Source organism: Microbacterium galbinum, assembly GCF_023101185.1.
Classification (GTDB): domain Bacteria; phylum Actinomycetota; class Actinomycetes; order Actinomycetales; family Microbacteriaceae; genus Microbacterium; species Microbacterium galbinum.
On the sequence record NZ_CP078077.1, the window covers coordinates 649,630 to 665,289 of the forward strand.

Annotated in this window: 12 protein-coding genes; 7 read left to right on the forward strand and 5 right to left on the reverse strand. The window is 71.7% G+C overall.

The window, feature by feature from the left end:
* Positions 1 to 375: 375 nt before the first annotated feature.
* Both KV396_RS03285 and KV396_RS03290 read right to left on the reverse strand, forming a co-directional pair.
* A complete protein-coding gene (locus KV396_RS03285; protein ID WP_247956807.1) occupies positions 376 to 2,109 on the reverse strand; it encodes an ABC transporter ATP-binding protein in 1,734 nt (577 codons plus the stop codon).
* Complete coding sequence (locus tag KV396_RS03290; RefSeq protein WP_247956808.1) at positions 2,106 to 3,872, reverse strand: ABC transporter transmembrane domain-containing protein; 1,767 nt, start codon at positions 3,870 to 3,872, stop codon at positions 2,106 to 2,108. Before KV396_RS03290 ends, KV396_RS03285 begins: the two co-directional genes overlap by 4 nt.
* 183 nt (positions 3,873 to 4,055) lie before the next feature.
* Between KV396_RS03290 and KV396_RS03295 the strand changes: the two genes are divergently transcribed.
* Positions 4,056 to 5,111 carry an alpha/beta hydrolase gene (locus KV396_RS03295; protein WP_247956809.1) on the forward strand — a complete coding sequence of 352 codons (1,056 nt, stop codon included), beginning with the start codon at positions 4,056 to 4,058 and terminating at the stop codon, positions 5,109 to 5,111.
* Positions 5,112 to 5,120: 9 nt separating this feature from the next.
* Here KV396_RS03295 and KV396_RS03300 read toward each other — a convergent pair whose 3' ends face one another.
* Positions 5,121 to 6,494: a pyridoxal phosphate-dependent decarboxylase family protein gene (locus KV396_RS03300; protein WP_247956810.1), complete on the reverse strand. Its 1,374-nt coding sequence runs from the start codon at positions 6,492 to 6,494 to the stop codon at positions 5,121 to 5,123.
* Between the two features lie 10 nt (positions 6,495 to 6,504).
* The gene (locus KV396_RS03305) at positions 6,505 to 7,209 is read right to left on the reverse strand and encodes a TetR/AcrR family transcriptional regulator (RefSeq protein ID WP_247633954.1); all 705 of its coding nucleotides are present in this window, start codon (positions 7,207 to 7,209) and stop codon (positions 6,505 to 6,507) included.
* Between the two features lie 64 nt (positions 7,210 to 7,273).
* Here KV396_RS03305 and KV396_RS03310 point away from each other — a divergent pair, with 64 nt between their 5' ends.
* Complete coding sequence (locus tag KV396_RS03310) at positions 7,274 to 8,332, forward strand: agmatine deiminase family protein (protein WP_247956811.1); 1,059 nt, start codon at positions 7,274 to 7,276, stop codon at positions 8,330 to 8,332.
* Positions 8,329 to 10,098: an amidase gene (locus KV396_RS03315; protein ID WP_247956812.1), complete on the forward strand. Its 1,770-nt coding sequence runs from the start codon at positions 8,329 to 8,331 to the stop codon at positions 10,096 to 10,098. Before KV396_RS03310 ends, KV396_RS03315 begins: the two co-directional genes overlap by 4 nt.
* Positions 10,099 to 10,131: 33 nt before the next feature.
* On the opposite strand, the gene KV396_RS03320 is transcribed toward KV396_RS03315, so the two are convergent.
* On the reverse strand, positions 10,132 to 11,625 hold the full coding sequence (locus KV396_RS03320) for a glutamate-cysteine ligase family protein (RefSeq protein ID WP_247956813.1): 1,494 nt from the start codon (positions 11,623 to 11,625) through the stop codon (positions 10,132 to 10,134).
* Between the two features lie 90 nt (positions 11,626 to 11,715).
* Here KV396_RS03320 and KV396_RS03325 point away from each other — a divergent pair, with 90 nt between their 5' ends.
* From KV396_RS03325 to KV396_RS03340, 4 genes are read left to right on the forward strand one after another with little or no spacing between them, the layout of a single operon-like run.
* Positions 11,716 to 12,618 carry a tryptophan 2,3-dioxygenase gene (locus KV396_RS03325; protein ID WP_247956814.1) on the forward strand — a complete coding sequence of 301 codons (903 nt, stop codon included), beginning with the start codon at positions 11,716 to 11,718 and terminating at the stop codon, positions 12,616 to 12,618.
* Complete coding sequence (locus KV396_RS03330; protein WP_247956815.1) at positions 12,618 to 13,577, forward strand: amidohydrolase family protein; 960 nt, start codon at positions 12,618 to 12,620, stop codon at positions 13,575 to 13,577. The genes KV396_RS03325 and KV396_RS03330 overlap by 1 nt, the downstream gene beginning before the upstream one ends.
* A 1-nt stretch (position 13,578) precedes the next feature.
* Positions 13,579 to 14,823: a kynureninase gene (locus tag KV396_RS03335; protein ID WP_247956816.1), complete on the forward strand. Its 1,245-nt coding sequence runs from the start codon at positions 13,579 to 13,581 to the stop codon at positions 14,821 to 14,823.
* On the forward strand, positions 14,820 to 15,653 hold the full coding sequence (locus tag KV396_RS03340; RefSeq protein ID WP_247624660.1) for a PaaX family transcriptional regulator: 834 nt from the start codon (positions 14,820 to 14,822) through the stop codon (positions 15,651 to 15,653). Before KV396_RS03335 ends, KV396_RS03340 begins: the two co-directional genes overlap by 4 nt.
* Positions 15,654 to 15,660 lie beyond the last annotated feature (7 nt).

Consider the following 15,660-nt stretch of genomic DNA (forward strand, 5'->3'; position numbering starts at 1 on the left):
AGCCGAAGCTGAATCGAGGTTATTTGGCATTTGACAAGTGCACGCTGTTGAGTTCTCAAGGATCGGATGCTCCCACGACCCAGTCATCACAACCAGGCCCGAAGGGCAACTTCTCTATCTTACTGATCTCGTTCCTGTTGTCAAATCGCGTTTCGGCGACTCGCTCAGCGGAATGAGGCAGTTCCTTCATCCAGAACACTCAGAAGAGTTGATGTGGATTCGGGGGGGGGTGGTTCTCCGCTTGAGGGGGGTGAGGCTCTCGGCCTTTCCGCTTCCCTGTGGGGCGAACAGGTAATAACTTACGTGGATTCCGGGGGTCGGGCAAATCCGGCCCGTCCGCCGGGCGTGTCGTCCCGATTTTCCGCGGAACGGCGGTCACCAGGCCGTCCACGCCGCCCAGAGCCGCGCATAGGGTCCCGGCGTCTCGACGAGGTCGGCGTGCGTTCCCGACTGCACGATCCGCCCGTCCTCCATCACCAGGATGCGGTCGGCCGTCACCGCCTGGGTGAGCCGGTGCGCGATCACGATCCCCGTGCGCGCACCGATCGCCCGGGCCGCCGCATCGTCGAGGATCTCGGCGTCGGCCGACCCCGCCTCCGCCGTCGCCTCATCGAGGATCACGACCGAGGCATCCGACAGCGCCACCCGCACCAGCGCCAGGTGCTGCGCCTGCCCCGGGGTGAGCGGATGCCCCGACTCCCCCACCGGAGTGTCGAGCCCCTCGGGCAGGCGGTGGATCCAGTGCGCGTCCAGTGCGTCGATGACCGCGAGCATCCGCTCCTCGTCGGCATCCGCGAACAGCCCCAGGTCGTCGCGTACCGTGCCCGCGAACACATGGGGCTCCTGGCTCAGCATGATCACGGCATCCTGCAGGTCGCGCGGGTGCCACTCCCCGATCGCGCGGCCATCGTGGCGGACGTCTCCCCCGCTCACGGGGAGCGCACCCGCGAGCACGCGGGCGAGCGTCGTCTTGCCCGCACCGCTCGCCCCGACCACCGCGATCCTCTCGCCCGCCGACGCGCGCAGTGAGACACCGGCGAGGTCGTCACGATCGGGACGATGTCCGAAGCGCAGCCCCTCGACGTCGATCGCGCCGCGACGGGCGGGTCTCTCCTGCGTACGCGGCGCGGGAGAGGGGAGGCCGATCACTCCGAACAGGCGTGCGAGGCTGGCGCCGGCATCCTGCAGGTCGTCGATCCGGTAGAGCAGGCTGCTCATCGGTCCGAAGAGCCCGAGGAAGTAGAGCGCGGCGGCGGTCGCGGCGCCCAGCTCGACCAGACCGCCCGCGACGAGGAAGTACCCCGTCACCAGGACGGCCGCGAGCCCCAGGAACTCGGCCCCGTTGAGGAAGACGTTGAAGTCGTTGCGCACCCGCGTCGCGCGCACCTCGAGCCCGATCGCCTGCTCGCTGGCCTCGGCGATCCCGGCCAGGTGCCTCTCCTCGGTGCGCAGCGCGACGACGGTGTCGACCCCGCGCACCGCCTCGATCGTGCGCTGCCCCCGCTCGGCCACCACCGCGCGGTGCGCGCGATAGATCGGAGCGGACCGGCGCAGGAACCAGCGCAGTGCGAAGAACTGCACCGGGGCGGCGCACAGGGCCGCCAGTGCGAAGCGCGCGTCGAGCGCCCCCATGCCGATCAGGCTCAGCACGATCCCGAAGACTGCGGTCAGGAAGGCGGGCAACGCCTCTTCGACGACCTCGCCCACCGCACGCACGTCGCCCGAGAGCCGCGCGACCAGGTCGCCGGTCCCCGCCGCCTCGATCCGCGACGTCGGTTGGGCGAGAGCCGTGCGGAACGCCGACTCGCGCACCTCCCGGATCGTGCCCTGCCCCAGCCGGGCCAGCAGCACGCGCCCCACCCACGTGAGCACGGCCGCCGACACCACGGATGCCGCGAGCACCAGTCCGAAGGGCAGCAGCCCACTGCCGCCCGCCACGATGTCGTCGACCATGAGCCCGATCACCCACGGGGCGACGAGCGCCGCCCCGACGCCCGCGAACAGGGTCACGAGCGCGAGGAGCACGAGACCCCGTCGATGCCCGAGCGCCGTGAGGAGTCCGCGCGCGGTGTCGCGGCGGCTCGCGACCGGCAGCTTCTCGTCGCTCATGCGTCGTCCCTCTGATCGGGGTCGTCCCGCGGATTGCGGTCGTCCCGCGGATCGGGATCCTCCCGCGGGTCGGGGTGGTCCCTCTGATCTGGGTCGTCCCTCAGATCGTGCACGTGCGCGCACGCCGCGAGCAGCGAGGCGCGGTCGGTGAGCAGCAGGATCGTGCGCCCGTCACGGGCGAGACCCTCGGCGACCTGCGCCTCGGTGATCGGATCGATCGCGGTGGTCGGCTCGTGCAGCACGAGCAGGGGCTGCGGTTGGTGCAGGGCCCGGGCGAGCAGAAGGCGCTGACGCTGACCGCCCGAGAGCCGCAGGCCGCGCTCGCCCACGCGCTCGTCGAGACCGTCGGGCAGCCGGCGCAGCACCTCGTCGAACGCGGATGCCTCGAGGTGCGCGGCGTCGATCGGATCGGCGATGTTCTCGGCCGCCGTGCCGCTGAACACCGCGGCGTCGTGCGGCGGGGCGAACACCCGGGACCGGAGACCCTCGGCATCGAGGCGGGCGGCATCCGTTCCGGTCAGCAGCAGCTCGCCGACCTCGGGCTCGCGCTGTCCGCCGAACAGACGCGCGAGATCGGCGATCCGCGCGGGGTCTGCGCGAATCCCCGTGAGCTCGCCCGCGCGGATCTCGATCGGCCGCCCGTCGACATCGAGGCGCGCGACCACTCCGCCCGCGGGCACTCCACCTGCGGCCGCGGCGACGGCATCCGTCACCGGCATCCGCTCGACGGCATCCGCTCCCGCTTCGGCGGCATCCGCTCCCGCTTCGGCGGCATCCATTTCCGCTTCGGCGGTGAACTCGGCGATGCGCGTCGCCGACCCGTGCTTGCTCGCGATCTGCGCCGGCAGATAGCCGAGCGCCTGCAGAGGTCCGCGGATCGTCTGCGCGAGCCCCATCGCCGTGACGAATCCGCCGACCGTGATCGCGCCCTCCAGCGCGAGCCGACCGCCGAGCATCGCGATGCCGGTGAAGGCGAGACCGCTCACCAGCAGGTTCAGCGCCGTGAGCCCGGCCGTCGCCTTCTCGGCGCGATAGGCGGCTTCGGCCGCGACCGCGCTCTCGGCGACGTAGCGCTCGGCCGCTCGGGGAGCCCCGCCCAGGGCGCCGAGCACGCGCAGGCCGGTCGCGAAGTCGGTGCTCACCGCGTCGAGCCGAGCGGCCTGCTTCTGCGCCGCGTATCCGCGACGGCGCAGGCCCCCGCTCACGGCGTGCACGACGAACGCCTGCACGAGCGTGCCGATCACGACGGCGATCGCGAGCGGCCAGGCGATGACGAGCAGCGTGATGCACGCGACGAGCACCGCCGTCGCCGCGGCCGCCTGCTCGGCGATCACCCAGAAGAACCCGGCCGTCTGCCCGGCATCCGACGAGGAGATCGTCAGCACCTCGCCGGCCGGACGCCGCACGCGACGGCGCAGCGCGAGCCCGAGCACCCCCTGCCGCAGCGCGTGCTCGCCGCGCGCGTAGACGACGGTGGCGGAGCGATCACCCACCTGCCACGCGCAGATCAGTACCGCGAACACGGCGACGAGGAACACCAGCGCCCACCCGAGCGCGACCGGGTCGTGCGGAGCGATGGCCCGGTCGATCACGACGCCCACCGCGACGGGCACCATGACCTCGGCGAGTTGATGCCCGCAGAAACCCGCGATCGACAGCGCCGCGCGCAGCCGACGCCCGCGCCCCCACACCCCCTCGCGGAACGCCCCTCCCACGGTCGTCGGAGCAGGATTCGGCTCGAGGTTCGGCGCAGGGCGGGGCATCGGGACTCCAGGAATCGGGGGCCCTCTTCACGCTAGCGAGGGCGGGTGTCGCCCAGCGGACAAGTGCTGTCGACCACCGGACCGGTTCGCGGGGCCCGGGATTCCCGCCCCGGTCACGGCGTCGATCCGGGCGTGCGTCGCCGCGCGGAGTACTGCCACACTGGTGCGCGGAGAGGGAGTCCCATGAGCGCGCACGACCACGAACCAGAACCGGCACGACCCGCGAAGGCGCGTCGTCCGTGGCGGCGGACGAAGATCGCCGTCGCCTGCGTCGTCGGGGTGGCCGCGGTCGTGGCGATCGTCGGCTCGCTCACCCCGTGGCCGTCGGCCATGATCATCCGCGCCGTGTTCACCAAGGGCGGTGACGAGACAGCGGCGGAGATGGAGAAGCACGTGCCCGACGTCGAGCTCACCGAGCAGCTCGACGTCGCCTACGGGGACCGGGGTGCCGACACGACCCTGGACGTCTTCTCCCCGGCATCCGCCACCGGCCCGTTGCCCACGGTCGTCTGGATCCACGGCGGCGCCTGGATCTCGGGCGCGAAGGAGAACGTCGATCCGTACCTGCGCATCCTCGCCGCCGAGGGCTACACGACGATCGGCGTGAACTACACGATCGGCCCCGAGGGCGTGTACCCGCTCGCGGTGAACCAGCTCAACGAGGCGCTCGCCTACATCGACGAGCATGCCGCCGAGCTGGGCGTCGATCCCACGCGGATCGTGCTCGCCGGGGACTCCGCCGGTGCCCAGCTCGCCAGCCAGATGGCCACGCTCATCACGAGCCCCGACTACGCCGAGATCATGGACATCACGCCGTCGATCGAGGCCTCGCACCTGGTCGCGACCGTGCTCAACTGCGGCGTCTACGATCTGTCGGCGCTCGCGCAGCTCGACGGGATCGCCGGCTGGGGCTTCAAGTCGGCGATGTGGGCGTACTCCGGCACCAAGACCTGGGCCGAGGACTCGACGGGCGCGACGATGTCGACCGTGGACTGGGTGACCGCGGACTTCCCCGCGACCTACATCTCGGGCGGCAACGGTGACGGCCTCACCTGGCTGCAGTCGATCCCGATGGCGAAACGCCTCGACGAGGTGGGGGTCGAGGTCACGACGCTCTTCTGGCCGGCGCCGCACGAACCGGCGCTCCCCCACGAGTACCAGTTCCACCTCGACCTGCCGGATGCCCGGACCGCCCTGCAGAAGACCATCGACTTCCTGGACGCGCACACGAGTCGCTGAGGCGCGCTGTCAGGCCATGGTGTCGAGGATGCCGACGAGGTCTTCGAAGGTCGTGAGCGGGTTGAGGATCGCGAAGCGCGTGTTCGGGCGGCCCTTGTGCGAGCTCGGCACGACGAAGGCGCGCTGCGAGTCGAGCAGGGCGGCCGACCAGCGGTCGTAGTCGGCGCGTTCCCACCCGTCACGCTCGAACACGACGACCGAGAGCTGCGGATCGCGCACGAGCCGGAGCCCGGGGCGTGCCGCTATCTCGTCGGCGATGCGGCGGGTGAGCGTCATCGTCGCCCCGACCGCGTCGCGGTAGGACGTGACGCCGTACGTCGCGAGCGAGAACCAGAGCGGCAGACCGCGGGGGCGCCGGGTGAGTTGGATCGAGTAGTCGGACGGGCTGAAGTCGTCGCCGTCGGTGAGCGCATCGAGGTACTCGGCGTGCTGGGTGTGCGCGCGGCGTCCCGCCTCCGGATCGCGGTAGATCAGGGCGCAGCAGTCGAACGGCGCGAACAGCCACTTGTGCGGATCGACGATCACCGAGTCCGCGCGCTCCACCCCGGCGAAGATGTGCCGCGCCTCGGGCGACAGCATCGCGGTGAGTCCGTACGCGCCGTCGATGTGCAGCCAGAACTCGAACTCGTCCTTCAGAGCAGCGATGCCGGCGATGTCGTCGACGATGCCGAAGTTCGTCGATCCCCCGGTCGCGACGACCGCGCAGATCTCGTCACCGTGTTCGGCGAGGGCGTCGCGCACGGCATCCGCGCGGAGAACGCCGTCGTCGCCCGCCGGCACGAGCAGCACGTCGGCATCCATCACCCGCGCGGCCGATTTGTTCGAGGAGTGCGCCTCGACGCTGCAGACGATCTTCCACCGCGACGGGAGTTGCTTGCCCGCCTCGAGGAGCCGTGCCTTGGCGGCCTCGCGCGCGGCGACCAGCGCCGACAGGTTGCCGATCGTACCGCCCTGCACGAAGACCCCGCCCGCGGTGTCGGGAAGCCCGAACTCCTTCGCCAGGAACGAGAGCACCTCGTTCTCGGCGTGCACGGCGCCCGCTCCCTCGAGCCAGCTGCCGCCGTAGAGACCGGATGCCGACACCACCAGGTCGAACGCGATCGCCGCCATGGTCGGCGCGGTGGGGATGAACGACAGGTACAGCGGATGACTCGTGGTCAGGCACGCCGGCGCGAGGATGTGCTCGAACACGCTGAGCGCCCGGTTGGCCCCCAGTCCCGCGTCGGTGATCGTCGCCCCGACGAGCCGGTTGAGCTCGGCCTCGCTCTGCGGCTTGTCGAGCGGCACGTCGGCCGCCAGCATCCGCCGTCGGGAGTAGTCGAGCACCGCGTCGACGATGGCCGTCGACTCGGCCGAGGCGGCGTGCATGCGCACAGCATCCATGGGGCGTTCCTTACTTCGCGGAGGAGGGAGCGGACGCCGGGGCGTCGAGCGGGTTCGGGGTGAGCGTGTTCAAGGTGAGGGGATTCGGGGTGAGGGGATTCGGTGCATCGTCGCGCGGATCGAGCACGACGGCGAGCGTGCGCCGGGCGAGGGCGGCGCGATCGTGCGGCGCCCACTTCACCAACGAGTGCGCGTTCATGCCGTCGATCATCGCGAGCAGCAGCCAGGCCGCGGTCTCGGTGCGGGTCGCCGAGATCTCGCCCGAGGCGACGGCACGGGCGAGATGCGCCTCGAGGGCGCTCTGCCAGAGGTCCATCTCGGAGCGCACGCGCGCGGCGAGCGCTTCGTTGCGCGCCCCCAGCGCCCACGCCTGCACCCACACGAGGGTCACGTCGTCGCGACGGCCGTCGAGCAGCGTCTCGGTCATGTGCAGCAGGTTGTCGCGCACGGTCGCGCCGGGGTCGAACGACGCCATCACCTCGTCGCGCTCGGCCGCCACGATCTCGCCGAAGACATCGGCGAGGAAGGCGTCCATGCCCGGGCGGTAGTGCGCGACGAGAGCCGGGGTGACACCCACGCGGGCGGCGACGGCACGGAGGGTGAGAGCCTCCAGCCCGCTCTCGCGGGCGAGCCCGACGGCCCCCTCGAGGATCGAGCGGTCGCGCTCTTCGGGAGGGAGGCGCCGGGGGCCGGAGACTCTTGACGTCGTGTTCATCACCGGTTACCGTAGCACCTGTTGATCGCATGTTCAATAACCACTCCACCGCGAGGAGACACCGATGGCCTGGCGCATGCCCGCAGAGACCGCACGCCACGATCGCACCTGGATGGCCTTCCCCGTCGAGGGCCAGACGCTCGGCGAGAGCGCGGCCGAACGCGACGAGGGGTACGCGACGTGGACGGCGGTGGCGCACGCGGTCGCCGAGTTCGAGCCGGTCACGATGCTGGTCGATCCGCGCGAGCTCGCGCGAGCGAGGCGGATGCTGGGAGCGGGTGTCGAGATCGTGGAGGCACCGGTCGACGAGTTCTGGATGCGCGACTCCGGACCGACCTTCGTGATCGACGACGAACGCCCCGAGGCGCTCGGCGCGGTCGACTGGATCTTCAACGGCTGGGGCGACCCGGAGTGGGCCGACTGGGCGGCGGCCGCGCAGCACGCCCGCATCATCGCACGCGGCGTCGACGCCGAGCTCGTGAGCTCGACCCTCGTGAACGAGGGCGGCGGGATCCACGTCGACGGCCAGGGCACCGTGCTGCTCACCGAGACCGTGCAGCTCGACCCGCGCCGCAATCCCTACGCCGACCGGCAGCGCGTCGAGGCCGAGATGCTGCGCACGATCGGGGCGACCAAGGCGGTCTGGCTGCCGCGCGGCCTCACTCGCGACTACGACGACTTCGGCACCAACGGGCATGTCGACATCGTGGCGACGATCGTCTCGCCCGGGCGCCTGCTGCTGCACGCGCAGAACGATCCCGCGCACCCCGACCACGCGGTGACGCGCAAGCTGCGGGCGCACCTCGCCGAGCAGACGGATGCCGCCGGCCGCAGCTTCGAGGTGATCGATCTCCCCGCGCCCTCCACGCTGCGCGACGACGAGGGCTTCGTGGACTGGAGCTATGTCAACCATCTCGTGACGAACGACGGCGTGGTCGCCTGCGGGTTCGGAGACGAACGGGCAGATGCCGTGGCGCGCGAGATCCTCGGCGAGGCGTATCCCGGCCGACGCGTCGTGACCGTCGATGCACGACCGCTGTTCGACCGCGGGGGCGGCATCCACTGCATCACCCAGCAGCAGCCGGCGCTCGGGCAGTCCTCACCCACGGGCGCACTCGCATGATCGATGTCGTCGAGGCGTCGATCGCCGACCTGCGGCGCGCCCTCGACGAGGGAGCGGCGACGGCGGTCGACCTCGTCGACGCCTATCTCGCCCGCATCGACGCCTATGACGGCCCGCGCACGCCCACCGCATTGAACGCGGTCGTCGTGCGCAACCCGGAGGCCCGTGCCGAGGCGGCGGCATCTGACGAGCGTCGGGCGCGCGGCGAGACCCTCGGCCCGCTCGACGGCATCCCCTACACGGCCAAGGACAGCTACCTCGTGCGCGGGCTCACCGCCGCCGCCGGCAGTCCGGCCTTCGCGCGGCTCGTCGCCCAGCGCGACGCGTTCACCATCGAGCGGCTGCGGGCCGGCGGGGCCATCTGCCTCGGACTCACCAACATGCCGCCGATGGCGAACGGCGGCATGCAGCGCGGGGTCTACGGACGCGCCGAGAGTCCGTACAGCGCGCAATGGCTCACCGCGCCCTTCGCCTCCGGATCGTCGAACGGCTCGGGCACCGCGACCGCCGCGAGCTTCGCCGCGTTCGGCCTGGCCGAGGAGACCTGGTCGAGCGGTCGAGGTCCGGCGACGAACAACGCCCTCTGCGCGTACACGCCCTCGCGCGGCGTGATCTCGGTGCGCGGCAACTGGCCCCTCGTGCCCACGATGGACGTCGTCGTGCCGCACGCTCGCACGATGGCCGATCTACTCGAGGTGCTCGACATCATCGTCGCCGACGACGCCGAGACGCGCGGAGACTTCTGGCGCACGCAGCCGTGGGTGGCGATCCCGGCCGCCTCCGCGGTGCGTCCCGCCTCCTATGCGGCGCTCGCCGCGACCGGCACGCCCACCGCGACCGGCACGCCCGCCGCGACCGGCACGCCCCCTTCCGTCCGCGCGAGCACCCTCGCCGGCATCCGGATCGGCATCCCGCGCATGTACATCGACGCCGATCCCGAGGCGGGCACCGCCGCGCACCCCGGGGTCGGCGGGCCGACCGGTCGGCGCATCGACACCCGCCCCTCGATCCTCACTCGCTGGGCGGCAGCGCGCCGCGACCTCGAGGCGGCGGGGGCGACCGTGGTCGAGGTCGACTTCCCCGTGGTGTCGAACTACGAGGGCGACCGCCCCGGCGCCCCGACGATCGCGACGCGCGGGCTCGTCTCACCCGCCTACCTGCACCGCGAGATCGTCGATCTCTCGGCGTGGGCGTGGGAGGACTTCCTGCGGGCCAACGGCGACCCCGCCCTCGACTCACTGACCGGCGTCGACGGATCCACGATCTTCCCGCACCCGGACGGCGCGCTGCCCGACCGCTACACCGGCTTCGACGACGACATTGCCGAGTACCCCGACTGGGTGCGGGCGCATCCCGGCACCGGCCCCGACGACATGCCCGAGCTGCCCGAGGGTCTCCGCGGGCTCGAGGAGACCCGGCGCCGCGATCTCGAGCAGTGGATGGACGGCCTCGGCCTCGACGCCGTCGTCTTCCCCGCCGTCGCCGACCTCGGCGCCGCCGACATGGACGTCGATCCGGCATCCGCCGACCTCGGCTGGCGCAACGGCACCTGGATCGCGAACGGCAACCTCGCCATCCGCCACCTCGGCATCCCGACCGTCACGGTGCCGATGGGGCTCCTCGACGACATCGGCATGCCGATCGGACTCACCTTCACCGGCCGCGCCTACGACGACGCGCGCCTGCTGCGGCTCGCGGCGGCGTTCGAGGCATCCGGAGCACCCGGCGAGCGCCGCACGCCCCCGCCGCGCACGCCCGCACTCTGAACGGCGGACCACCGCAGGAGATAAGCGGGCCCCTCACTCCCAGGTGTGCACCGGCGCCCCGGCCCGGGCGAGCTCGAGGTAGTCGCGGAGCATGCCGTGCAGCGCCTCCGCCCGGGTCTGCCCCGCGCGCTCCCGCGCCGCGACGCTGCCCCGCTGCCAGGTCGCCCCGTTGCGCCCGGTCACGCAGCGCTGCTCGATGATGCCGAGGTACCGATCACGTGCCGCCGGGTCGACACCGTACGCGTCGAGCCCCTCGGCGGCCATCGGCAGCAGTCGCCGCAGCACGAGCTCGCGCGCGCCGACCCAGCCCACCTCGGGCCAGTAGAGTCGCGCCTCGATCCCGTCGCGCGCGCCCGCCCGCAGGTTCTCGGCCGCGGCATCGAAGCTCATCTGCGTCCACAGCGGACGATCGGCCTCGGCGAGCGTGCGCACGAGACCGTAGTAGAAGGCCGTGTCGGCGAGCACGTCCACGACCGTGGGCCCCGCCGGCAGCACGCGGTTCTCGACGCGCAGGTGGGCGGTGCCGTCGACCGTGTCGTAGATGGGTCGGTTCCAGCGGTACACCGTGCCGTTGTGCATGCGCAGCTCTGCGAGGGAGGGCGCGCGGCCGGCGGCGAGTTCCGCGAAGGGGTCCTCGTCGGTGACCGCCGGCAGCAGCGCCGGGAAGTACCGTGAGTTCTCCTCGAAGAGGTCGAAGATCGAGGTGACCCAGCGCTCCCCGAACCACACGCGCGGACGCACGCCCTGATTCTTCAGCTCCTGCGAGCGGGTGTCGGTGGCCTGCTCGAACATCGGGATGCGGGTCTCGTGCCACAGCGCGCGTCCCGCGAAGAACGGGGAGTTGGCGGCGAGCGCGACCTGCACCCCGGCCATGGCCTGCGCCGCGTTCCAGTACGGCGCGAAGGAGTCCGGCTCGACCTGCAGGTGCAACTGCACCGAGGTGCAGGCGGCCTCGGGAAGGATCGTGTCGGTCACGATGTCGAGGCTCTCGCGGGGGCCGCCCGGCAGCGGTACGCCCTCCAGCTTCAGCTCGATGTCCTCCCCGCGCGCGGCGAGCACCTGCTGGCCGAGCAGGCTGTAGCGCGGATCCTCCGAGATCCAGCGCTCGGTGAAGTGGTGCTCGTCGAGGGTGGGCAGCATCCCGATCATCGCGATCGCATTGCCGGTCGCCACCTGCACCCGGGCATCCGCCTCGTCGATGGCGTTGCGCAGCGACGTCTCCAGATCGCGCGTGCGCCCTCCGCCGATCGGGCGCGGCGCGACGTTGACCTCGATGTTGAACCGACCGAGTTCGGTCTGGAACGCGGGGCTGGCGATCGCTTCCAGCGCCGCCTCGTTGGCCATGGCCGGATCCCCCGCGGGATCGACGAGGTTGAGCTCGATCTCGAGGCCGAGCTGAGGCAACGCTCCGTCGAAGCGTCCATCGGCGAGCATCTCGGCGAGCGCGTCGAGGCACTGCTCGGTCTTGGCGCGGAACTTCGTACGGTCCTGGCGCGTGAAACTGCGCGCGTCGATGCGGTCACCCATCCCTCGACGGTAGCGGCCGTACGCGAATCACCCCGACCCCTTGACATTTCATCATTGTGACGAACGGCACATCCGTTATATGTTTACCCCATGAGCGTCGAGAGCCCGAATCCCGAGAGCAGCCCCGCCACGCAGGCCACCACCACCGCCGAGAACACGCGTGCGCTCGAGGGCGGGATCGTGACCGACCTCGAAGGCAAGATGACCTACGGCTCGTACCTCGGGCTCGACCAGCTGCTCACGGCGCAGCGCCCGGTGAGCACCCCCGAGCACCACGACGAGATGCTGTTCATCATCCAGCACCAGACCACCGAGCTGTGGCTCAAGCAGCTGCTGCACGAGCTCTCGTCGGCGCGGGAACTGCTCGCCCGCGACGACCTGCGCGAGGCCCTCAAGCGCATTGCCCGCGTCAAGCGCATCCAGGACGTCATGACCCAGCAGTGGGCGGTGCTCGCGACCCTCACCCCCACCGAGTATGCGCAGTTCCGCGGCGCGTTGGGCAACTCCTCGGGCTTCCAGTCGGTGCAGTACCGTGCGGTCGAGTTCGCCCTCGGCAACAAGAACGAGAAGATGCTCGGCGTCTTCCGCGATCACCCCGCCAACCTCGCACTGCTCACCGCCGAGTGGGAGAAACCCACCCTCTACGACGAGTTCCTGCGCTTCGCCGCCCGCCGTGGGCTGCCGATCCCCGCCGAGATCCTCGACCGCGATGTGCGGGAGCCCTACCGGATGACGCCCGAGCTCGTGCCCGCGATCCGCGAGATCTACCAGGACCCGAGCCGGTACTGGGACCTCTACGAGGCGTGCGAAGACCTCGTCGACCTCGAGGACAACTTCCAGTTCTGGCGCTTCCGCCACCTCAAGACCGTGGCCCGCACGATCGGCATGAAGGTCGGCACCGGCGGCTCCAGCGGCGTCGGATTCCTGCAGCGCGCGCTCGATCTGACCTTCTTCCCCGAGCTCTACGCCGTGCGCACCGAGATCGGCAGCTGATGAGAGCGGCGACCTTCTTCGACGGCGAGGAATGGCGCGAGGGCGTGATCGACGTGCTCGACGGACGGATGCTCGTGCGCGATGCGACCCCGGCCGACCACCTCCCCCGCCTCGACGGCGTCGTGACGGGCGGGTTCACCGACCACCACGTGCACCTGCAGCTCGTCGACACGACGGGCCTCGCCGCCTCGACGCTCGGCCGCGTCATCGACCTCGGGGCGAACGTGACCGAGATCGCACGGCTCGGCGAGACGCTCGCCCCCGTGCGTCTCGACTACGCCGGCGCCTTCCTCACGGCCCCGGGCGGCTACCCCTCCGACCGCGCGTGGGCCCCGGCGGGCTCGGTGCGCGAGATCAACGACGCGGTGCAGGCCGCCGAGGCGGTGGACGAGATGGCGGATGCCGGTGCCCGGTGCCTCAAGGTCGCCAGCAACACGACCGCGGGCCCGGTATTCGGCGACGAGCTCATCCGCACGATCGTCGACCTGGCCGCCACCCACGGCCTCACGGTCACCGCTCACGCGGAGGGACCGGGCGAGGCGCAGCGCCTCGCGCGACTCGGCGTCGCGCGCCTCGCGCATGCTCCCTTCACCGAGGTGCTCGACGACGACGAGATCGCCGCGCAGGCGGCATCCGTCGCGTGGATCTCGACGCTCGCCGTGCACGACGCCGCGACCCGCGCGGTCGCGGTCGGGAACGTGCGACGCTTCCATGCCGCCGGGGGCACGGTGCTCTACGGCACCGACATGGGCAACGGCCCGACACCCGTCGGTCTGAACCCGGGCGAGATCGCGGCGCTCCGCGACGCCGGTCTCGACGACGCCGCCCTGCTGCGGGCGCTGGCACCGCTCGACCCGCGCGACCCCGGCGCGCGACCGCTCGTCATCCCCGGAGCGCCCGGCACCTCCCCCGACCCGCTCCGCGCCCGCCCCCTCCTCCCCGAAGACCTGAAGGTGTGACATGACCGACCTCCACGACTCCGCCGTTCTCGACTCCGCCCTTCTCGAGCACGCCCGCGCCCTCGACGCCGCCGATCCGCTCGCCGCGCACCTCGATGCCTTCGCCGAGGCGCCGGGCGTCGACGCCTACCTCGACGGGAACTCGCTCGGCCGCCCGCTGCGCGACATCCCCGAGCGGCTCGCGGCCTTCGTGCGCGAGGACTGGGGCACGCGCCTCATCCGGTCGTGGGACGAGCAGTGGATGGCACTGCCGATGGAACTCGGCGACCGCATCGGCCGCGTCGCGCTGGGTGCGGCATCCGGTCAGACCGTCGTCGCCGACTCGACCAGCGTGCTCATCTACAAGCTGATGCGCGCCGCGGCCGCCGCCGACCCGACCCGCACCGAGCTCGTGATCGAGGCGGGCAACTTCCCCACCGACCGATTCCTCGCCGAGGGCGTCGCCGCCGAGACCGGCATGACGCTGCGCTGGATCGAGCCCGACCCCGTGCTCGGCGTGAGCGTCGCCGACGTCGTCGCCGTCGTGTCGGAGCGCACCGCGCTCGTCTCGCTCAGCCACGTCGACTACCGCTCCGGCGCGCTGGCCGACATGCCCGCGATCACGGATGCCGTGCACGCCTCGGGCGCGCTCATGATGTGGGACCTCTGCCACTCGGCGGGCGTCGTTCCGATGCACCTCGACGCGTGGGGCGTCGACATGGCGGTCGGCTGCACCTACAAGTACCTGAACGGCGGCCCGGGATCCCCGGCCTTCGCCTATCTCAACCGTGCACACCAGGGCACGCTGCGCCAGCCGATCCAGGGCTGGTGGAGCGCCGCCGACATCTTCGCCATGGGGCCGGAGTACGTGCCCGCCGGCGACATCCGGCAGCTGCTCAGCGGCACGCCGCCGGTCACCTCGATGCTGGCGATGCAGGGGATGCTCGACCTGATCGAGGAGTCCGGCATCGATGCGGTGCGCGCGAAGTCCCGCTCGCTGACCGACCTCGCGGTGCGCGCGTTCGACGAGCAGCTCGCGCCGCTCGGCGTGCGGCTGCTCAGCCCGCGCGACGCCGACCTGCGCGGCGGGCACGTCACGATCGGGCACCCCGACTTCCGGGAGGTCACGCAGAAGCTCTGGGCCGAAGGCGTCATCCCCGACTTCCGGTTCCCCGACGGCATCCGCCTGGGCCTGTCCCCGCTGAGCACCTCGCACGTCGAGACCGTGACCGGCGTGCTGGCGGTGCGCGACGCGCTGCGCGCATGACGGTGACGGCGGAGGGCGCGGGGGCGGCGGCATCCGTCGTCGACGACATCGACGCGCGCCCCGGCAGCACGGCGTCGCTGCTGCGCACGGTCGTGGGCCTGTTCCTGCGCCCGCTCGGCTGGATCTCGACGGCCGATCTCGTCTCGCTCGCCGGTGATCTCGGGATCGAAGCCGCGCAGGCCCGCACCGGCATCGCGCGCCTCAAGCAAAAGGGCCTGCTGCTGGCCGAGCGGCGCGACGCCGTCGGGTACCGCCTGAACCCGGCCGCTCTGGCGATGCTGCAGCGCGGCGATCGGCGCATCTTCGCGATGCGGCAGATGACGGATGCCGATCCCTGGTGCCTCGTGTCGTTCTCGATCCCCGAGACCGAGCGGGCGGTGCGGCATCAGCTGCGCCGGCGCCTGCACTGGATCGGCGCGGGGGTCGTGTCCTCCGCCCTGTGGATCTGCCCCGGGCACCTGCAGGACGAGGTGCGGCAGATCGTCGACGAGGTCGGGGCGCGGGCGTGGGTCACACTCTTCCCCGCCGGGATGCCGGTGACCGATCGCACGCCGGCCGAATCGGCGGCGTCCTGGTGGGATCTCGACGCGCTCGCCGACGAGCACCGCCGGTTCCAGGAGTCGCTCACGACGCTGCCCGCCGAGCCGTTCGCCGCGTACGTCCACCTGCTCGATCGCTGGCGCACGCTCCCCTACCTCGACCCGGGTCTTCCCCCGTCGATGCTGCCCGCCGACTGGCCGGGCACCCGCAGCTTCGCCGAGTTCGCCTGGCTGTCGGACACGCTCGAGGGCCCGGCCATGGCGCACGTGCGCGCGGTCACCGGGGGCTGACGGAGGG